Origin of the sequence: Variovorax trehalosi (assembly GCF_051216415.1) — a bacterium.
Classification (GTDB): domain Bacteria; phylum Pseudomonadota; class Gammaproteobacteria; order Burkholderiales; family Burkholderiaceae_C; genus Variovorax.
Genome location: NZ_JBPJZG010000011.1, coordinates 195386 through 213094 on the forward strand (window position 1 = coordinate 195386; position 17709 = coordinate 213094).

Below are 17709 nucleotides of genomic sequence, written 5' to 3' on the forward strand. Positions count from 1 at the left end.
AATGCGCGAAGGGCTATCGCTATTTCAGCGGGATCGGCGTGCCGCGATCGATGGGCACCGCGGTCACGCTGTTCTTGGGCGAGCCGTCGATCAGCAAGTCGGAGTAGGTGAGGTAGACCAGCGTGTTGCGCTTGGCATCGACCATGCGCACCACGCGCAGGCGCTTGAAGAGCACCGAGAGCCGCTCGCTGTACACCTCCTCGCGCTTGGGCAGCGGCTGCGTGACGTTCACCGGGCCGACCTGGCGGCAGGCGATGGAGGCCTCGGCCTTGTCCTCGGCCACGCCGAAGGCGCCGGCAATGCCGCCTGTCTTGGAACGCGAGACATAGCAGGTCACGCCATTGACCTTGGGGTCGTCGTAGGCCTCGATCACGATCTTGTGGTCGGGGCCGATGAGCTTGAAGGCGGTGTCGACTTCGCCCACCGTTTCCGCCCTGGCCGCCGAGGCCGCCAGTGCAAAGCCGAGGCTGGCGCCACAGAGGAGGGCGGCGCGGAGTGTCTTGTTCATGAGTTGTGGTGTCAAACGATGCTGAGTTCGTGCACGCGGTCGAAGCTGCCGCGGCGGCGGTCTTCGAAGAAATGCTCCAGCGCCTCGCGCACGGTGCGAAAGGCGATCTCGTCCCAGGGGATCTCTTCCTCGGTGAAGAGCTTGGCCTCGATGGTCTCGTGGCCGGGGTCGAACTTGTCGTCCAGCAGCCGGGCCCGATAGAACAGGTGGACCTGGCCCACGCGCACCACGCTGATTACCGCAAAAAGGCCTTGCATCTCGAAGTTCGCGCCGGCCTCCTCGTCGGTCTCGCGGGCCGCGCCCTGCGCGGTGGTTTCCTCTAGTTCCATGAAGCCCGCGGGCAGCGTCCATTTGCCCCAGCGCGGTTCGATGTTGCGCTTGCACAGCAGCACCTTGTCGCCCAGGACCGGGATGGTGCCCACCACGTTCAGCGGGTTCTCGTAGTGGATCGTGTGGCAGGCCGGGCAGACGGCGCGCGGCTTGGTGTCGCCGTCGTCCGGGATGCGGTAGACCACCGCGGTGCCGCAGTTCTTGCAGTGCTTGATGGGGACGCGCAGGAGCATGGGCGGTGCTGCCGTCTTCAGGCGATCTTGACGGTGAGCGTCGGCAGGCCCGCGACCTTGCCCACGAGCGTGTCGCCGGAGACCACCGCTGCCACGCCTTCGGGCGTACCGCTGTAGATCAGGTCGCCGGGTTGCAGCTCCCAGGCGGCCGACAGGTGCTCGATGGTCTCGGCCACGTTCCAGATCAGCTTGCTCACGGTGCTGCGCTGGCGGTCGGTTCCGTTCACCTGCAGCGAGATCTCGGCGTTCTCGGCGTCGCCGGCCGCGGCCACCGGCACGATCGGGCCGATGGGCGCGCTCTGCTCGAAGCCCTTGCCGATGTCCCAGGGGCGGCCCTGCTTCTTCATTTCGCCCTGCAGGTCGCGGCGCGTCATGTCCAGGCCGACGGCGTAGCCGTAGATGTGCTTGTGCGCGTCAGCCGCCAAGATGTTCTTGCCGCCGGTGCCGATGGCGACGACGAGTTCGATCTCGTGGTGCAGGTTCTTGGTGAGCGAGGGGTAGGCCATGATGCCGGTCTGGCCTTCGTCGACCACCACCAGCGCGTCGGCGGGCTTCATGAAGAAGAAGGGCGGTTCGCGGCCGGTGAAGCCCATTTCCTTGGCGTGATCTTCGTAGTTGCGGCCCACGCAGTAGATGCGGTGCACCGGAAAGCGGGCCGGCTGTCCGGCCACCGGAACCGAAACGGTGGCGGGCGGGGCGAAAACAAACTCGGAAGCCATTGCGAGGTGTCCTTTTTCAGCGAAACGGGAGGGAGACCGGCAGTGTGCCAGAGGCGGGGCGGCGTTGCCGCAGCGGGGGACCGGGGATTTTCGGGCGCTTCACAATAGGCGCCCTGCGTGTCCCTCACGCTCTTTCTTCGATTTTCCCCGCCACACCATGCCCATCCGAATCGGCAAAGCCGGCAAAGCCACCGCCTTCAACGAACTCGGCCGCCAGCGCGACGAAGAAGGCGACCAGGACGGCGCCCTCGAGGCCTACGCCCAGGCGAGCGCCATCCATCCCGGCTGGGCGGTGCCCTGGTACAACACCGGCCTCATCCACAAGTACCGCGGCGAATGGGCCGCATCGCTGCAGGCCAATGCGCGGGCCGTGCAGTGCGAGCCGGGCAACGAGGGCGCGCTGTGGAACCTGGGCATCGCCGCCACCGCGCTGGGCGACTGGACGACGGCGCGGCGGGCCTGGCAGCAGTACGGCATCCAGGTTCCGGAGGGGGACGGGCCGGTCGATTTCTTCATCGGGCTCACGCCGATCCGCGTGCATGGCGACGAGGCCAGCGAGGTCGTCTGGTCGGACCGCATCGACCCGGCGCGCGCCATCCTGCGCAACGTGCCGTCGGCCGCCTGCGGCCATCGCTTCGGCGACCTGGTGTTGCACGACGGCGCGGCCAACGGCTATCGCAAGCGCGGCGAGCGGGAGGTGCCGGTGTTCGATGCGCTGGAACTGATTGCGCCTTCGGACTATTCGACCTACGAGGTCTCGATCGACGACGCGACGGAAGAAGACATCGGCGCGCTCATCCAGCGCTTCGAAGCCGCCGGCGGTGCCGCCGAGAACTGGACCACCAGCATCCAGGTGCTCTGCAAGGCTTGCTCCGAAGGCCGGCCCGACGGCGAGCACAACCATGCGCCCGGCGAGCCGCCCGAGGCCTTCGGGCCCTGGCACGTCGGCATCGCCGCGCGCGAGGAGACGGATGCCCGTCGCATCCTCGACGAATGGCGTCAAAACACTCCGAAGGCCGGGCTGCGCGACTTCCGATGCGTGTTGCCGGCCACTCCGCGCTCCTAGCCAGCGCTATCCTTGGAAAATCATGAAGCTGCATAACTATTTCCGCTCCTCCTCCTCGTTCCGCGTGCGCATCGCCCTCAGCCTGAAGGGCCTGGACTACGAGTACGTTCCCGTGCACATCGCGCGCGGCGACCACCGCACAGGCCCCTACGCCACGATTTCGGCCGACAAGCTCGTGCCGCTGCTCGAAGACGAAGGCGAGCGCTTCTCGCAGTCGATGGCCATCATCGAATACCTCGACGAGACGCACCCCGAGCCGCCGCTGCTGCCGAGCGATCCGGTGGGCCGCGCCCATGTGCGTGCGCTGGCGCAGTCCATTGCCTGCGAGATCCATCCGCTGAACAACCTGCGCGTGCTCAAGTACCTCGTGAAGGACCTCAAGCTCGACGACGCGGCCAAGAACGCCTGGTACCGCCACTGGGTGCGCGACGGCATGGAGGCCTTCGAGCGCCAGCTCGCGCTGTATCCCGGCAGCACCTTCTGCTATGGCAACACGCCGACGCTGGCCGATTGCTGCCTCGTACCGCAGATCTTCAACGGCCGCCGCTTCGATTGCGATTTCAGCGGCCTGCCGCGCAGCATGGCCGCTTTCGACGCCTGCATGCAGCTGGAGGCCTTCCAGCGCGCGCAGCCTTCGCAAGCCCCCGACGCGGAAGCCTGATTGAACGCCGCCGTCATCGATCCGCGCTGGCTCGTGCCGGACTGGCCCGCACCGTCGAACGTGCGGGCCGTGTGCACCACGCGCGAGGGCGGCGTTTCTCACGGCCGCTACGAGAGCCTGAACCTCGGCGATTACGTGGGCGATCTGATCGCCGATGTGGCCGAGAACCGCCACCGGCTCGGACAGGCCATTGCCGCGCAGCCTGTTTTTCTGCAGCAGGTGCACGGCACGGGCGTCGTGACGCTCGATGCCGAAGCGGACCTCGTGCGCGATGCGACGGTGGCCGATGCCTGCACGGCCACGGCGGTCGGGCTGGCCTGCACGATCATGGTGGCGGACTGTTTGCCCGTGCTCTTTACCGACGAATCGGGCGAAAGGGTGGCAGCCGCGCATGCGGGCTGGCGCGGCCTTGCGGGTGGTGTGCTCGAGGAAACGGCCCGTTGCTTCGCGCCCGAGCCGCAGGCGGGACCGGCGCGCGGTGACAGCAGGGTCATCGCATGGCTCGGCCCGTGCATCGGCCCGAAGGCCTTCGAGGTCGGAGCAGAAGTCAAGGCTGCGTTCGAGGCGCATGCGCCGGAGGCTGCAAACTGTTTCAAGCCGGCAGGCGCGCCCGGCAAATGGCTGGCGGACCTGCCCGCGCTCGCGCGTCAGCGGCTGCGCGCGGCCGGTGTCGATGCGGTGTATGGCAATGACGGCGGCGATGCATGGTGCACCGTCAGCAATCCGTCACGTTTCTTTTCGCACCGGCGGGACGGCGTCAGCGGGCGCTTCGCCGCGCTGGTCTGGAAGGCCTGAGTCTTCCTTCGTTGCTGTCGCCGCCTCCGCGGCGGCGCGGCGTGCCGCCTCCTGGGCATCGGCCTCGCGCTGCTTGATCGCGCGGCGCCGCCCCGGCGTTCCCATCAGGTAAACCACCAGTGCCACCGGCGCCAATCCGTACAAAAGAAATGTGAAGATGGCGCCCAGCACGGTGCCCGTGGTGTTGGTGGCTTCGGCCACCGACATCATCACGACGACGTAGAGCCAACCGATGACGATCAGATGAATGAACACGGGAAGTTTCAGTCGGTAAGAGGAAAGAGCGGCGTTGTAGGTGCCGTGCGAATGCAGGATACTCAAAACACGCACCCATCCGGATTCGATTCAGGCGAGGACCAGGAGACATGATGAAGCAACAAGCGACGGGGGCGGATGCATTCGCGCTCTTCCAGCAGGCACTTTCAGAGGGATGGACCCAGGCGCTGGCATCGTTCCAGCAGTCCGCCAAGGGGGCCTCGGCCTTCGATGTCGGTGGCAGTCCACTGTGGCAGATGCCGCAGGGCGCAAAGATGCCCGATCTGCCGAAGATCGCCATCGACCCCCAGAAGCTCCAATCCATCCAGCAGCAGTACGTCGCGGAAGCCACGGCGCTGTGGAGCCAGGGCTTCCAGGCCAAGCCCGAAGGCGACAAGCGCTTTGCCTCCGATGCTTGGGGCAGCAACCCGCTCGCGGGCTTCTCGGCAGCCGTGTACCTGCTCAACGGCCGCACCATGCTCAGCATGGCCGAGGCCATCGACGCCGACGAAAAGACCAAGGCGCGCCTGCGCTTCGCGGTCGAGCAATGGATGGCCGCCTCGTCGCCGAGCAACTCGCTCGCCTTCAACGCCGAGGCCCAGAAGAAGGCCATCGACTCGCAGGGCGAGAGCATCGCCAAGGGCATCCAGAACCTGCTCAACGACGTGAAGCAGGGGCACCTGAGCATGACCGACGAAAGCGCCTTCGAAGTGGGGCGCAACGTGGCCACCACCGAGGGTGCGGTGGTGTTCGAGAACGAGTTCTTCCAACTGCTCGAATACAAGCCGCTCACCGCCAAGGTATACGAGCGGCCCTTCCTGCTGGTGCCGCCGTGCATCAACAAGTTCTACATCCTCGATCTGCAGCCCGAGAACTCGCTGATCCGCTATGCGAACGAGCAGGGCCACCGCGTGTTCGTGGTGAGCTGGCGCAACCCCGACGAGTCGCTCGCCAAGGCCACCTGGGACGACTACATCGAGAACGCCGCGATCCAGGCGATCCACACGGTGCAGGACATCAGCGGCAGCAGGCAGATCAACACGCTGGGCTTCTGCGTGGGCGGCACCATCCTGAGCACCGCGCTGGCCGTGCTCGCGGGGCGCGGCGAAAAGCCTGCCGCTTCGGTCACGCTGCTCACCACCTTTCTCGACTTCAGCGACACCGGCATCCTGGACATCTTCGTGGACGAGACGATGGTCGCGTACCGCGAAATGCAACTGGGCAAGGGCGGCCTGCTGCCCGGCGGCGACCTGGCTTCCACCTTCAGCTTCCTGCGCCCCAACGACCTCGTGTGGAACTACGTGGTCGGCAACTACCTGAAGGGCGAAACGCCGCCGCCGTTCGACCTGCTCTACTGGAACAGCGACGCCACCAACCTGCCGGGCCCGTTCTACGCCTGGTACCTGCGCAACACGTACCACGAGAACAAGCTTGCCAAACCGAATGCGCTCACGGTGTGCGGCCAGAAGATCGACCTCGGCAAGATCGACATCCCGGCCTACATCTACGGTTCGCGCGAAGACCACATCGTGCCCATTGGCGGTGCGTATGCCTCCACGCAACTGCTGCCGGGCAAGAAGCGCTTCGTCATGGGTGCCTCGGGCCACATCGCCGGCGTGATCAATCCGCCCGCCAAGAAAAAGCGCAGCCACTGGATCCGCGACGACGGCAAGTTCCCGAAGACGCAGGCCGAGTGGCTGACGGGGGCCGCCGAGCATCCCGGCAGCTGGTGGACCGACTGGGCACAATGGCTCAAGGGCCACGCGGGCAAGCAGGTTGCCGCGCCCAAGATCTACGGCAACGGCAAGACCTACAAGGCCATCGAGCCGGCACCCGGGCGCTATGTGAAGGCAAGAGCCTGATCCCTGCAACCTTCGATTTCAAATCACCTCAACGGAGAACCACATGGAAGACATCGTCATCGTTTCGGCCGCACGCACGCCGGTCGGCAAGTTCGGCGGCTCGCTCGCCGGCATCGCAGCCACCGAATTGGGTGCTCTGGTCATCAAGGAAGTGATTGCGCGCGCCAACCTCACGGCCGAGCAGGTCGGCGAGGCCATCATGGGCCAGGTGCTGGCGGCCGGTGCCGGCCAGAATCCTGCGCGCCAGGCATGGCTCAAGAGCGGCGGCGCCAAGGAAACCCCGGCGCTCACCATCAACGCCGTCTGCGGCTCGGGCCTGAAGGCCGTGATGCTCGCGGCGCAGGCCGTGGCCACGGGCGACAGCGAAATCGTGATCGCCGGCGGCCAGGAGAACATGAGCGCCGCACCGCACGTGCTGCCCAACTCGCGCAATGGCCAGCGCATGGGCGACTGGAAGCTGGTCGACACCATGATCGTGGACGGCCTGTGGGACGTCTACAACCAGTACCACATGGGCATCACCGCCGAGAACGTGGCCAAGAAGTACGGCATCGACCGCGCCGCGCAAGATGAGCTCGCACTCGCCAGCCAGACCAAGGCCGCCGCCGCGCAGGACGCCGGCAAGTTCAAGGACGAGATCGTCGGCGTGAGCATTCCGCAGAAGAAGGGCGACCCGATCGTCTTCAGCCAGGACGAGTTCATCAACCGCAAGACCAATGCCGAAGGCCTGGCGGGCCTGCGCCCCGCCTTCGACAAGGCCGGCGGCGTGACCGCGGGCAATGCCTCGGGCCTGAACGATGGCGCCGCTGCCGTGATGGTGATGACGGCCAAGAAGGCGGCCGCGCTCGGCCTGAAGCCGCTCGGCCGCATCGCCAGCTACGCCACCGCCGGCCTCGATCCGGCCATCATGGGCATGGGCCCGGTGCCCGCATCGACCAAGGCGCTGCAGCGCGCCGGCTGGAAGGCCGCCGACCTCGACCTGCTCGAGATCAACGAAGCCTTCGCCGCGCAGGCCTGCGCGGTGAATCGCGAAATGGGCTGGGACGTGAACAAGGTCAACGTGAATGGCGGCGCGATTGCCATCGGCCACCCGATCGGCGCGTCGGGCTGCCGCATCCTGGTGACGCTGCTGCACGAAATGCAGCGCCAGAACGCGAAGAAGGGCATTGCGTCGCTGTGCATCGGCGGCGGCATGGGCGTGGCGCTGACGATCGAGCGTTAACCCAGGGGGTCGGAGCGCGTTCGTCGGAAGGCGAACTGCTTCGATCGATTCTCGGCGCTAGCACTGTGGTGTACATCGGCCTTTCCAAGGTGCCATCGCGCGACGCCGTCGAGCAGGCTTTTGCGCGCCACGTGCCCGGGGCCAGGCTATGGTGGGGCAGCCTCACGGACGCGGAGTTCGACGACGACTTTGCGCTCACCATCGACCCGAACCCCAGCGAGTTTTCATCGGTGCTCAATGTCTGGGTTCTCTCCGGGCAGGACGGATATGCGCTCGGACTCCGAATCGCCCGGGAGCTCAGCGTGGCGCTCGACTGCTCGACCATCTGCGACGGGAGCCTGCACGGAACGGACAAGTCGCCGTACTGGAGCATCGTCTGGCAGCGCGGCATTCCTTTTCTGGCCGACGATTGCGGCACGCTTTTTGCCGACGGTGCGGGCGACATCTCCCCGGAGGAGAGACAGCAGCTCGGGCCAGTGAGGCTGGTGAGCCCCCTCACGATCAAGTTCTAGTGCGCTGCGGCGCTCTTCGGGTGGGGCACGCCCGCCTATTTCGAAGCGCTGGTCGAAATGCGCGGTTGGGATTGCTGTCGAAGGCGCTCGCTCAGCGCGACATCGACGGCCGCTCGCCCATCGCAGCGCGCCATCGCACGAGCTCGGGGTACTGATCCCCGGGCTTGACCCGCACGATGCGCGCGAAATCCACCGCCACCACGGCGGTGATGTCGGCCAGGCTGAACCGGTCGGTGGCAACGAATTCGCGGCCGGCCAGCCGGTCGTTCAGCGTCTTGAAGAAATGCTGCACGCGCGCGAGCCCGCGTTGCGCGAGCTCCGGAATCTGCGCGTAGTTCACCGGGCCGGGCAGTGCCCTGTCGGCCATGGCGGGCGAGCCGTTGCGCATCGTCTCGGCGATGGCAAGCAAACCCTCGAACTCGACGCGCCAGTTCCAGCTGGCGATCTCCGCCTTTTCGGCCGGCGTGCGACCCATCAGCGGCGGCTCGGGGTAGCGCGCTTCCAGCCAGGCCGCGATGGCCGCGTTGTCGGTGAGCAGGCCGTCTTCTTCGGTGCACAGCGCTGGCACCGTGCATTGCGGATTGATCGCGCGGTAGGCGTCGCCCAATTGCTCACCACGAACCAGGTCGACCTGCACCGTCTCGTGGGCAATGCCCTTTTCGGCCAGCAGGATGCGCGCGCGGCGCGGGCTCGGCGCTGTGGCGCAGTCATAGAGAATGATCATCGTCTGTCAACTTTCGGAACTCATCGCATGAATGGCACGACCGCCTACACGCCGCCCACCGTCTGGTCCTGGAACAAGGAAAGCGGCGGCCGCTTCGCGAACATCAATCGCCCGATTGCAGGTGCCACCCATGAGAAGGACTTGCCGGTGGGCAAGCACCCGCTGCAACTCTATTCGCTGGCAACGCCCAATGGCGTGAAAGTGACGGTGATGCTCGAAGAACTGCTCGCGCTGGGCCATGCGGGCGCCGAGTACGACGCCTGGCTGATCCGCATCAGCGAGGGTGATCAGTTCGGGAGCGGCTTCGTGGCGGTGAACCCGAATTCCAAGATCCCCGCGCTGATGGACCGCAGCGGCGCCACGCCGATCCGGGTGTTCGAGTCCGGCGCGATCCTGCAGTACCTGGCCGAGAAGTTCGGCAGCGCCTTCTTGCCGACCGAGCGTGCGACGCGCGCCGAATGCCTGTCGTGGCTGTTCTGGCAGATGGGCAGTGCGCCGTACCTGGGCGGCGGGTTCGGGCACTTCTATGCCTACGCGCCGACCAAGATCGAATACGCCATCGACCGCTTCGCAATGGAAGTGAAGCGCCAACTCGACGTGCTCGACCGCCGACTGGCCGAAAGCCGCTACCTGGCCGGCGACGACTACACGATTGCCGACATCGCCGTCTGGCCCTGGTACGGCGCGCTCGCCAAGGGGCAGCTCTACGAATCGGGCGAGTTCCTGCAGGTGAGCGAATACAGGAACGTGCGGCGTTGGAGCGACGAGATCGCGCAGCGCCCTGCGGCGCAGCGCGGCCGCATGGTCAACCGCGCCTGGGGCCAGCCCGAGAGCCAATTGCACGAGCGCCACGACGCCGGCGACTTCGACACCCGCACGCAGGACAAGCTCGGCGCGGCAGGTTGAACGCGGCGCCACTTGTTCACCGCCTGATTTTTAAGCAAAGTGTGGAATCCCCTTGTAAAACAACGAGTTAAATTCGTTTTACAAGGCTCCACATGAGTTGTCCCCAAAGTTGTGCACAGAAAATGGGGATGAGGCTGCGGGCTTGAGATCCCGCCCACAAGTTGGCGCAATACCACGAGAAAAGGGCATCAGGCGTTCGCCGAGTTCGCCTTTTCCACTTTTTCTGCGGGGTCCGCCGCGTAGTGCCGGCACAGCGTGTCCACCAGCGCCTGTGCATAGATCGGCAACGCCGCCCGGCTGCGCACCAACAGATACCGCTCCCGCACGCACCATGCATCGCTGAGGTCGATCAGCGCGAGCTGCATGCTCTCCTGGTTGCGCCGCGCGGCCGACTCGGGCACCACGCCGATGCCCACGCCGCTGCCGATCATCCGGCACATCGCATCGAAGCTGCCGAGCTGGATGCGCAGCTTCTGGCGCTTGCCGAGGTTGTCGGTGATCTGCGCAAGAAAGGTCTGCAGCGTGCTGCCTTGCTGCATGCCGATGGCGTCTTCGTCCAGCGTCTCCGCGAATGAAATTTTTCGGCGCCTGGCGAAGCGGTGCTTGCGCGAAGTGACGAGCACCAGCCGGTCGGTGCTGAAGTGGATCGCCTCCAGGCCCAGCGTGTCGACCCGGCCCGCGACGATGCCGATGTCAGCGCGGCCGTCGAGCACGCCGCGCGGGATCTGAGCATTCGGTTTTTCCTGAAGGTCGACGTTGATGCGCGGGTTGCGTGCGAGGAAGCCGGGCAGGATTTCAGGCAGGAAGTCGGTCACCGCGGTGGTGTTGGCGAACACACGCAGGTGGCCGCGCAGGCCGCCGCCGTATTCGAGCAGGTCGTCGCGCAGCTGTTCGGTCTGGTGCAGCACGAGGCGGGCATGATGCAGAAAGGCTTCTCCCGGCGGCAGGAGGCGCACGCCGCGCGCTTCGCGCTGCAGCAATTGCAGGCCCGCCTGCGTTTCGAGCGCCTTGATGCGCGCGCTGGCCGCGGCGAGCGACAGGTGCTGCCGCTCGGCCGCCCGCGTGAGGTTGCCCAGCTCGGCGGTGGCGACGAAAAGGCGCAGGTCGGTCAGGTCGAAAAGCATGGTGCATCGTAGCCAAGCCTTCGGAAATCCAGAAGCCTGGGTTCCGAAATCGCAGATTGCACGCGGTGTCGTGGCGGACGACCATGCGGCCATGGAGACAAAGACATGACATTCCGCGCCCTCGCGCTTCTTTCGCTCGCCGCAGCCACGCTGGTCGCCGCGAGTCCTGCAATCGCCCAGCCTTATCCCTCGCGCCCCATCACGCTCGTCGTGCCGCAGGCCGCGGGTGGCACCAACGACATCGTCGGCCGCCTCGTCGGCCAGAAACTTGGCGAGGTGATGAACAACGCCAGCGTGGTCGTCGACAACCGGCCCGGCGCGGGCGGCAACATCGGCACGCAGCTCGTCGCGAAAGGCCCGAAGGACGGCTACACGCTGCTCATGACCATCAGCAGCAGCCAGGCGATCAACCCCGCGCTCTACAAGAACCCGGGCTTCGATCCGGTGAAGGACTTCAAGCCCGTGGGCCTGATCGGCGCGGTGCCCAACGTGCTGCTGGTCAATCCCTCGTTCCCCGCCAAGGACTTCAACGAATTCCTGAAGCTCGCACGGGCCAAGGGCGCGAACTACCAGTACGCCTCGGCCGGCAACGGCACGCTCAACCATCTGCTCGGCGAAATGCTCAACAGCATGGCCGGCATTTCCATGCAGCACGTGCCCTACAAGGGCGTGGCGCCCGCGCTCAACGACGTGCTGGGCGGCCAGTTGCCCATCGTGTTCGCGAGCCTGCCCTCGGCGCTCTCGCACATCAAGGCCGGCAAGCTGCGCGCGCTGGCCGTGAGCGGCGACAAGCGCTCGGCGGTGCTGCCCGATGTGCCCACCATCGCCGAGGCGGTGCCGGGCTACAACGGCACGCTGTGGATCGGCCTCTTCGCGCCCGCGGGTGTGCCGGCCGACGTGCTCGCCACGCTGCAGGACGCGACGCGCAAGGCACTGGCCGCGAAGGACCTGCGCGACAAGCTCGACCAGCAAGGCGTCGAGATCGCGGCGCCCACCACGCCCGAGCAATTTTCGAAACTGCTGCAGGACGATCTCGCCAAGTGGGCGCGCATCGTCAAGGCCTCCGGTGCTGCGGTCGACTGAATGAAGAATCCATGAATCCTGAAAACTCCACCCCTCTGATCGACGCCGAAGCGCTCGCGAAACTCCAGGCCTGGCAAGGCCGCAGCGAAACGCTGGCCGACGACATCACCGCCGCGCCCGTCCGCGCACTCTCCGCCACGCTCGACCGCGACGATGCGCCGCCCACGCTCGGCACGCGCCTGCCCGCGCTCTGGCACTGGCTCTACTTCCTGCCGCATCACCGCCAGTCGGAGATCGGCGAAGACGGCCACGCGAAGCGGGGCGGGTTCCTGCCGCCCGTGCCGCTGCCGCGCCGCATGTGGGCGGGTGGACGCTTGAATTGGGAAGCGGGCAACCCGCTGCAGGTCGGCGACAAAATCGAGCGCACCTCGACCATCGCCTCGGTCATCCACAAGGCCGGCCGCACCGGCGAGCTGGTGTTCGTGCTCGTGCGCCACGAGGTGCGCAACGAACGCGGCCTCGCGCTGACCGAGGAGCACGACATCGTCTACCGCGCCGCTGCCGCGCCTGGCGAGAAGGCGCCGCCGCCCACGCCCGCCCCGAAGGACGCCGCCTTCAGCCGCGAGATCGTGCCCGACGATGTGCTGCTGTTCCGCTACTCGGCGCTCACCTTCAACGGGCACCGCATCCACTACGACCGGCGCTATGTGACCGAGGTCGAGGGCTATCCGGGCCTGATCGTGCACGGCCCGCTGATCGCGACGCTGCTGGTGGACCTGCTGCGCCGCAACGTGCCGGGGGCGCAGCTCGCGCGCTTCGAGTTCCGCGCCGTGCGGCCGACCTTCGATATCGCGCCGTTCCGCGTGCACGGCAAGCCGGGCACCGACGACAAGACCTTCAGCCTCTGGGGCGAAGACGCCGATGGCTGGCTCACGATGCAGGCCACGGCCGTGCTGGCTTGAGGAAAGACACACACATGACAAGACCTCTGGACGGCATCACCGTCATCTCGCTCGAACACGCGATCGCCGCGCCGTTCTGCACCCGCCAACTGGCCGACCTCGGCGCCCGCGTCATCAAGGTGGAGCGACCCGAAGTGGGCGATTTCGCGCGCGCCTACGACGGGCGCGTGGGCGGCGAAGCCTCGCACTTCGTGTGGGTGAACCGCTCGAAGGAAAGCCTCACGCTCGACCTGAAGCAACCCGCCGCGCTCGCGGTGCTGCAGGAGCTGGTCGCCGACGCCGACGTGCTGGTGCAGAACCTCGCACCCGGTGCGGCCGCGCGCATGGGGCTGGGCGCCGAAGTGCTGCAAACGAAACACCCGCGGCTCATCGTCTGCGACATCTCGGGCTATGGCGAAGATGGGCCCTACCGCGACAAGAAGGCGTACGACCTCTTGATCCAGAGCGAAGCCGGTTTCCTGTCGGTCACCGGCACGCCCGAAGACCCGTGCAAGTCGGGCAACTCCATCGCCGACATCGCGGCAGGCATGTACGCATATACCGGCATCCTCGCGGCGCTGCTCCAGCGCGGCAAGACCGGCAAGGGCTCGCACATCGATGTGTCGATGCTCGAGTCGCTCGCCGAGTGGATGGGCTATCCGATGTACTACGCCTACGAAGGCGCGCCGCCGCCGCCGCGCAGCGCCGCCTCGCACGCGACCATCTATCCGTACGGCCCGTTCCCCGCGGGCGACGGCGGCACGGTGATGCTGGGCCTGCAGAACGAACGCGAGTGGCGCACCTTTTGCGAGAGGGTGCTGCTGCAGGCGGGGCTCGCGACCGATGCGCGTTTCGACAGCAACGCGCGGCGCAACGAACACCGCGAGGCGCTGCGCGCGATCATCGTGGAGACCTTCGGCGCGTTGAGCACGGCGCAGGTGCTGGAACGCCTCGATGCCGCGCAGATCGCCAATGCGCGCATGAACGACATGGCCGGGCTCTGGGCGCATCCGCAACTGCAGGCGCGCGACCGCTGGCGGCAGGTGGGCTCGCCCGCTGGTGACATTCCGGCGCTGCTGCCGGCCGGGCGACAGAGCGCGTTCGACTACCGCATGGATGCGATCCCGGCGGTCGGCGAGCACACCGAGGCGATCCTGCGCGGACTCGGGCGGAGCGACGCGGACATCGCGGCGCTGCGCGAGGCGAGGGCGGTTTGAGCACGACGCCGCTCGCGCTCGCGCGCACCTTTCTTTTCGTGCCCGCCGACCGCCCCGAGCGCCATGCGCGGGCGCTGGCTGCGGGCACGGGCGGCGTGATCGTCGACCTGGAAGACGCAGTCGCGCCGGAGCGCAAGGCGTCAGCGCGCGAAGGCCTTGCAGCCTCGTTCGCCGCGTTGCCGGAAGCTGGCCGCCAACGCTTGCTGGTGCGCATCAATGCGAGCGGCACGCCATGGCACGACGACGACCGCGCCGCCGTGGCCGCGCTGGTCGGGCAAGGCCTGATCGCGGGTGTGGTGCTGCCCAAGGCCGAGCGCGCCGGTGATCTGCAGCGGCTGGCCGAGGCCATCGGCCCGCAAGGCCTGCTCGTGCCCCTCATCGAATCGGCGGCGGGCCTTGCGGCGGTCGACGAACTCGCAACGGCCCCGCAGGTGCTCCGGCTCGCCTTCGGCAATCTCGATTTCCAGGCCGATGTCGGTCTCGCCTGCGATGCGGACGAAGCCGAGCTGGTGCCGGTGCGACTGGCGTTGCTGCTGGCCACGCGCCGCGCCGGTTTGCCCGCTCCCATCGACGGCGTGACGGCCGATTGGCACGACACCCAACGCCTCGCCGCCGACACGGCGCGCGCGCGCCGCGGTGGCTTCGGCGCGAAGCTCTGCATCCACCCCGATCAGGTCGCTCCGGTGCACGCCGCACTCGGCCCGAGCGCCGACGAACTCGCATGGGCGCACCGCGTGATCGACGCGATCCGGTCCGCGGGCGGTGGGGTGGTCAGCCTCGATGGCCGCATGGTCGATGCGCCGGTGGTGCGCCTCGCCGAACGCTTGCTCGCGCTCGATGCGCAGTCGCCGCCCTGATTTCCGAACGAAGAAGACAGATCCAACCACCTAGGAGACAAAGAAATGAACCTGAAGAAAAACTGGAAAGCACGAACCCTGTTGGCGGTGTCGCTGGGCGCAAGCCTCGTGGCTGCGCAATCGCCAGCCGTCGCACAGGCGCCCTGGCCCGACAAGCCCATCACCATGGTCGTGCCGTACTCGGCGGGCGGACCCACCGACGTGGTGGCGCGCATGCTGGCCATTCCCATGGCCAAGTCGCTCGGCCAACCGGTGATCGTCGAGAACACCGTGGGCGCGGGCGGCACCATCGCGCCGGCGCGCGTGGCCAAGGCGGCGCCCAACGGCTACACCATCCTGATCCATCACATGGGCATGGCCACCGCGCCCGCGCTCTACAAGAAGCTCAACTACGACCCGCTGAAAGACTTCGAGTACGTCGGCCAGGTGATGGACGTGCCGATGACGCTGCTCTCGCGCAAGGACTTTCCGGCCAACAACTTCCAGGAGCTGCTGGCCTACGTGAAGACCAACAAGGACAAGGTCACGCTCGCCAACGCCGGCATCGGCGCGGTGTCTCAGCTGTGCGGCCTCCTGTTCGCGCACCAGATCGGCGTGCAGCTCACCACCGTGCCCTACAAGGGCGCGGGCCCGGCGCTCAACGACCTCATGGGCGGGCAGGTCGACCTCCTGTGCGACCAGACCACGCAGACCGCGCCGGTCATCAAGGACGGCCAGCGCGTCAAGGTGTTCGGCGTGACCACGCCGCAGCGCCTGTCGAGCATGCCCAACATCCCGACGCTGGACGAGCAGGGCCTGAAGGGCTTCGACGTGAAGGTGTGGCACGGCGTGTATGCGCCCAAGGGCACGCCCCCGGCGGTGATGGAAAAGCTCAATGCGGCTTTGCGTGTCGCGCTGCAGGACGACATGGTGAAGAAGCGTTTTGCCGAACTGAGCACCGAGGCCGTGCCGATGGAGAAGGTCACCTCCGAGAGCCTGCGCACGCACCTGGCGGCGGAGATCGACAAGTGGGGCAAGGTGATCCGCGCGGCGGGCGTGCAGGCGGACTGAAGCCCCGCCTCGCCGATCGAAAGGCGAGCCTACTTCTTCCGGCTTCTTTCCGGTTTCAGCGGTCGCTGCCATCCCCGCATGTAGGCGATCAGCGATTGCGAGAAGTGATTGGCCGCGAGGGAAAGCCGCCGGGAGTAACTCGCGACCAGCGTCGCGCGCGCCGATCGCAGCGACGCATCCGTGAGTGGAATCGCCACCACCTTGCCGGCCTCGACGAGCGGGGCGACGACATCGCTGGGCTGGAAGGTGATCAGCTCGGACTCCGCCACCAGGCGGCTTGCAAAGGACAGCGAATTCGTCTCGATGGCGATGTTCAGCTTGAACCTGCCTTTGGAGCTGACGCGGTCGACCAGCTGGCGCAGGCCGAATGACCGGTCGGGCAGTGCGAGGGGAATGTCAGCCACTTGCGCGAGTGTGCAACTGCGATGTTGGGCGACGCGATGCTCGGGCGAAGCGATCACGCACAGGGGCTGGTCGATCTTCTGAAGCTCGATGAGGTCGGGGCGCGGCGAAGCACCGAACAGGATGCCCAGGTCGTACTTGTGCTCCGCCACGGACTCTCCCACCGCATGCGACCCCATGAGGTCGAGCGAGAAGGTAATGCCCGGATGGGTGGCGATGAAGCTCGGCATGAAGTTGGAGAGCAGGCCATGCAGGATGCCCTCCACGCAGCCGACCCGCACATGGCCCTTGGCCAGCGTCTCGTACTCGTGGATCTGGCCCTTCAGGTCGGCCAGTTGTGTCTTGTTGTCCTGTGCATAGCGAAGCAGGAGTTCGCCAGCCGCGGTCAGGGCCATGCCTCGTGCATGGCGTTCGAAGACGGGCACGCCCAGTTCGTCTTCCAGCAACGCGATCTGCCGGCTCACGGCACTCTGGGCCACGAAGAGCTTTTCCGCCGCTACGCGCACCGAACCAAAGGCCGCGACTTCGTGAAAGTACCGGAGGGTTGTGGATTCGATCATGGGCTTACTCTACGGGATGGCTGGGCCTGGGCTCGGCGGTCAGAGCGCGGCCTGTACGGGCCGCGTCAGCATCCGCCCGGCGCGCGCGAGCACTTGGGGCTCGCCGCCTCCGCGATACGTCAGCACCCCGTTCACGAACACGTGTTCCACGCCTTCGCTCACGCCGTGCGGCTTGTCGTAGGTCGCGGTGTCGGTGATGGTCTCGGGATCGAACACCACCACGTCGGCCATCGTGCCGACGCGCAGCAGGCCACGGTCCGCGATGCGCAGATTGCGCGCGGTCATGCCGGTCATCTTGTGCACGGCCTGCTCCAGCGTGAACAGGCGCCGCTGGCGCCAGTAGCGCGCAAACACGCGAGGGAACGCGCCCCACAGCCGCGGATGCGGATGGCGGTCGTGCGGCAGGCCATCGCTGCCGATCATCGTGAGCGGATGGGAGATGACGCGCTCCACGTCTTCCTCCTGCATCAGGAAATAGCAGGCACCGCCGGGCTTCAGGCGAAGAGCGGCTTCCTGCTGCGTCACTTCCCATTCGCGTGCGATGTCGGAGATCAAGCGACCGGTCATCTCCGGATAAGGTTCGGACCAGGTCAGAAACACATCGATCACGCCGTCGACCATGTCCTCGCGCAGCACGGTGGAGCCGGCCACGTAGGGGTAGACGTCCATCGCGATCTGCTGGCGCTGTGCGAGCGACTCGATCAGCGGCAGCGTCTCTTTCGTGCGGCCCCAGTTCGCGGGG

The 17709-nt window shown here is 66.9% G+C and carries 20 protein-coding genes; 12 read left to right on the plus strand and 8 right to left on the minus strand.

Annotation, left to right across the window (positions count from 1 at the left end; genetic code table 11):
- Positions 1–19 precede the first annotated feature (19 nt).
- Genes ACSFA7_RS31220 through ACSFA7_RS31230 form a run of 3 tightly spaced genes read right to left on the minus strand, consistent with a single transcriptional unit; the run spans position 20 to position 1790 of the window.
- The gene (locus ACSFA7_RS31220) at positions 20–508 is read right to left on the minus strand and encodes a CreA family protein (RefSeq protein WP_435502934.1); all 489 of its coding nucleotides are present in this window, start codon (positions 506–508) and stop codon (positions 20–22) included.
- 11 nt (positions 509–519) lie between these two features.
- Complete coding sequence (locus ACSFA7_RS31225) at positions 520–1071, minus strand: NUDIX hydrolase (RefSeq protein ID WP_206174097.1); 552 nt, start codon at positions 1069–1071, stop codon at positions 520–522.
- 17 nt (positions 1072–1088) lie between these two features.
- On the minus strand, positions 1089–1790 hold the full coding sequence (locus ACSFA7_RS31230; RefSeq protein WP_435502935.1) for a fumarylacetoacetate hydrolase family protein: 702 nt from the start codon (positions 1788–1790) through the stop codon (positions 1089–1091).
- Between the two features lie 157 nt (positions 1791–1947).
- Here ACSFA7_RS31230 and ACSFA7_RS31235 point away from each other — a divergent pair, with 157 nt between their 5' ends.
- The 3 genes from ACSFA7_RS31235 to pgeF are packed head-to-tail and all read left to right on the plus strand — an operon-like array spanning position 1948 to position 4312.
- Entirely contained in the window at positions 1948–2856 is a 909-nt protein-coding gene (locus ACSFA7_RS31235) for a tetratricopeptide repeat protein (protein WP_435502936.1), read from the plus strand.
- Between the two features lie 22 nt (positions 2857–2878).
- Positions 2879–3517, plus strand: coding sequence for a maleylacetoacetate isomerase (gene maiA, locus ACSFA7_RS31240; RefSeq protein ID WP_435502937.1), 639 nt, complete (start codon positions 2879–2881; stop codon positions 3515–3517).
- Positions 3518–4312 (plus strand): peptidoglycan editing factor PgeF, encoded by a 795-nt coding sequence (pgeF, locus tag ACSFA7_RS31245; RefSeq protein ID WP_435502938.1) that lies wholly within the window; start codon positions 3518–3520, stop codon positions 4310–4312.
- Here the strand turns inward: pgeF and ACSFA7_RS31250 are convergent.
- Positions 4244–4567, minus strand: a complete 324-nt coding sequence (locus ACSFA7_RS31250; protein WP_435502939.1) for a hypothetical protein — start codon at positions 4565–4567, stop codon at positions 4244–4246. The two genes, pgeF and ACSFA7_RS31250, sit on opposite strands and share 69 nt — an antisense overlap.
- Before the next feature lie 113 nt (positions 4568–4680).
- On the opposite strand from ACSFA7_RS31250, the gene phaC reads away from it, so the two are divergent.
- From phaC to ACSFA7_RS31265, 3 genes are all read left to right on the plus strand, one after another.
- Positions 4681–6429 (plus strand): class I poly(R)-hydroxyalkanoic acid synthase, encoded by a 1749-nt coding sequence (phaC, locus tag ACSFA7_RS31255; RefSeq protein ID WP_435502940.1) that lies wholly within the window; start codon positions 4681–4683, stop codon positions 6427–6429.
- A gap of 43 nt (positions 6430–6472) precedes the next feature.
- The gene (locus tag ACSFA7_RS31260; protein WP_206174089.1) at positions 6473–7651 is read left to right on the plus strand and encodes an acetyl-CoA C-acetyltransferase; all 1179 of its coding nucleotides are present in this window, start codon (positions 6473–6475) and stop codon (positions 7649–7651) included.
- A 65-nt stretch (positions 7652–7716) separates the two neighbouring features.
- Positions 7717–8163 (plus strand): hypothetical protein, encoded by a 447-nt coding sequence (locus ACSFA7_RS31265; RefSeq protein ID WP_435502941.1) that lies wholly within the window; start codon positions 7717–7719, stop codon positions 8161–8163.
- Positions 8164–8254: 91 nt separating this feature from the next.
- Here ACSFA7_RS31265 and ACSFA7_RS31270 read toward each other — a convergent pair whose 3' ends face one another.
- Positions 8255–8887 carry a glutathione S-transferase family protein gene (locus ACSFA7_RS31270; RefSeq protein ID WP_435502942.1) on the minus strand — a complete coding sequence of 211 codons (633 nt, stop codon included), beginning with the start codon at positions 8885–8887 and terminating at the stop codon, positions 8255–8257.
- Positions 8888–8914: 27 nt separating this feature from the next.
- Between ACSFA7_RS31270 and yghU the strand changes: the two genes are divergently transcribed.
- The gene (yghU, locus tag ACSFA7_RS31275) at positions 8915–9793 is read left to right on the plus strand and encodes a glutathione-dependent disulfide-bond oxidoreductase (protein WP_435502943.1); all 879 of its coding nucleotides are present in this window, start codon (positions 8915–8917) and stop codon (positions 9791–9793) included.
- A gap of 188 nt (positions 9794–9981) precedes the next feature.
- Here yghU and ACSFA7_RS31280 read toward each other — a convergent pair whose 3' ends face one another.
- The gene (locus ACSFA7_RS31280; protein WP_435502944.1) at positions 9982–10917 is read right to left on the minus strand and encodes a LysR family transcriptional regulator; all 936 of its coding nucleotides are present in this window, start codon (positions 10915–10917) and stop codon (positions 9982–9984) included.
- Positions 10918–11022: 105 nt separating this feature from the next.
- Here ACSFA7_RS31280 and ACSFA7_RS31285 point away from each other — a divergent pair, with 105 nt between their 5' ends.
- The 5 genes from ACSFA7_RS31285 to ACSFA7_RS31305 are packed head-to-tail and all read left to right on the plus strand — an operon-like array spanning position 11023 to position 16005.
- Positions 11023–12000, plus strand: coding sequence for a tripartite tricarboxylate transporter substrate binding protein (locus ACSFA7_RS31285; RefSeq protein ID WP_435502945.1), 978 nt, complete (start codon positions 11023–11025; stop codon positions 11998–12000).
- 11 nt (positions 12001–12011) lie between these two features.
- Positions 12012–12902, plus strand: a complete 891-nt coding sequence (locus ACSFA7_RS31290) for an HTD2 family dehydratase (protein ID WP_435502946.1) — start codon at positions 12012–12014, stop codon at positions 12900–12902.
- Positions 12903–12916: 14 nt separating this feature from the next.
- Entirely contained in the window at positions 12917–14098 is a 1182-nt protein-coding gene (locus ACSFA7_RS31295; protein WP_435502947.1) for a CaiB/BaiF CoA transferase family protein, read from the plus strand.
- The gene (locus ACSFA7_RS31300) at positions 14095–14955 is read left to right on the plus strand and encodes an HpcH/HpaI aldolase/citrate lyase family protein (RefSeq protein ID WP_435502948.1); all 861 of its coding nucleotides are present in this window, start codon (positions 14095–14097) and stop codon (positions 14953–14955) included. Before ACSFA7_RS31295 ends, ACSFA7_RS31300 begins: the two co-directional genes overlap by 4 nt.
- A gap of 45 nt (positions 14956–15000) precedes the next feature.
- Positions 15001–16005, plus strand: coding sequence for a tripartite tricarboxylate transporter substrate-binding protein (locus ACSFA7_RS31305; protein WP_435502949.1), 1005 nt, complete (start codon positions 15001–15003; stop codon positions 16003–16005).
- A 29-nt stretch (positions 16006–16034) separates the two neighbouring features.
- On the opposite strand, the gene ACSFA7_RS31310 is transcribed toward ACSFA7_RS31305, so the two are convergent.
- Together ACSFA7_RS31310 and ACSFA7_RS31315 are read right to left on the minus strand one after the other, a co-directional pair.
- Positions 16035–16967: a LysR family transcriptional regulator gene (locus ACSFA7_RS31310; protein ID WP_435502950.1), complete on the minus strand. Its 933-nt coding sequence runs from the start codon at positions 16965–16967 to the stop codon at positions 16035–16037.
- 39 nt (positions 16968–17006) lie between these two features.
- Positions 17007–17709: amidohydrolase family protein (locus tag ACSFA7_RS31315; RefSeq protein ID WP_435502951.1), on the minus strand; the 703-nt coding region annotated here is incomplete at its 5' end.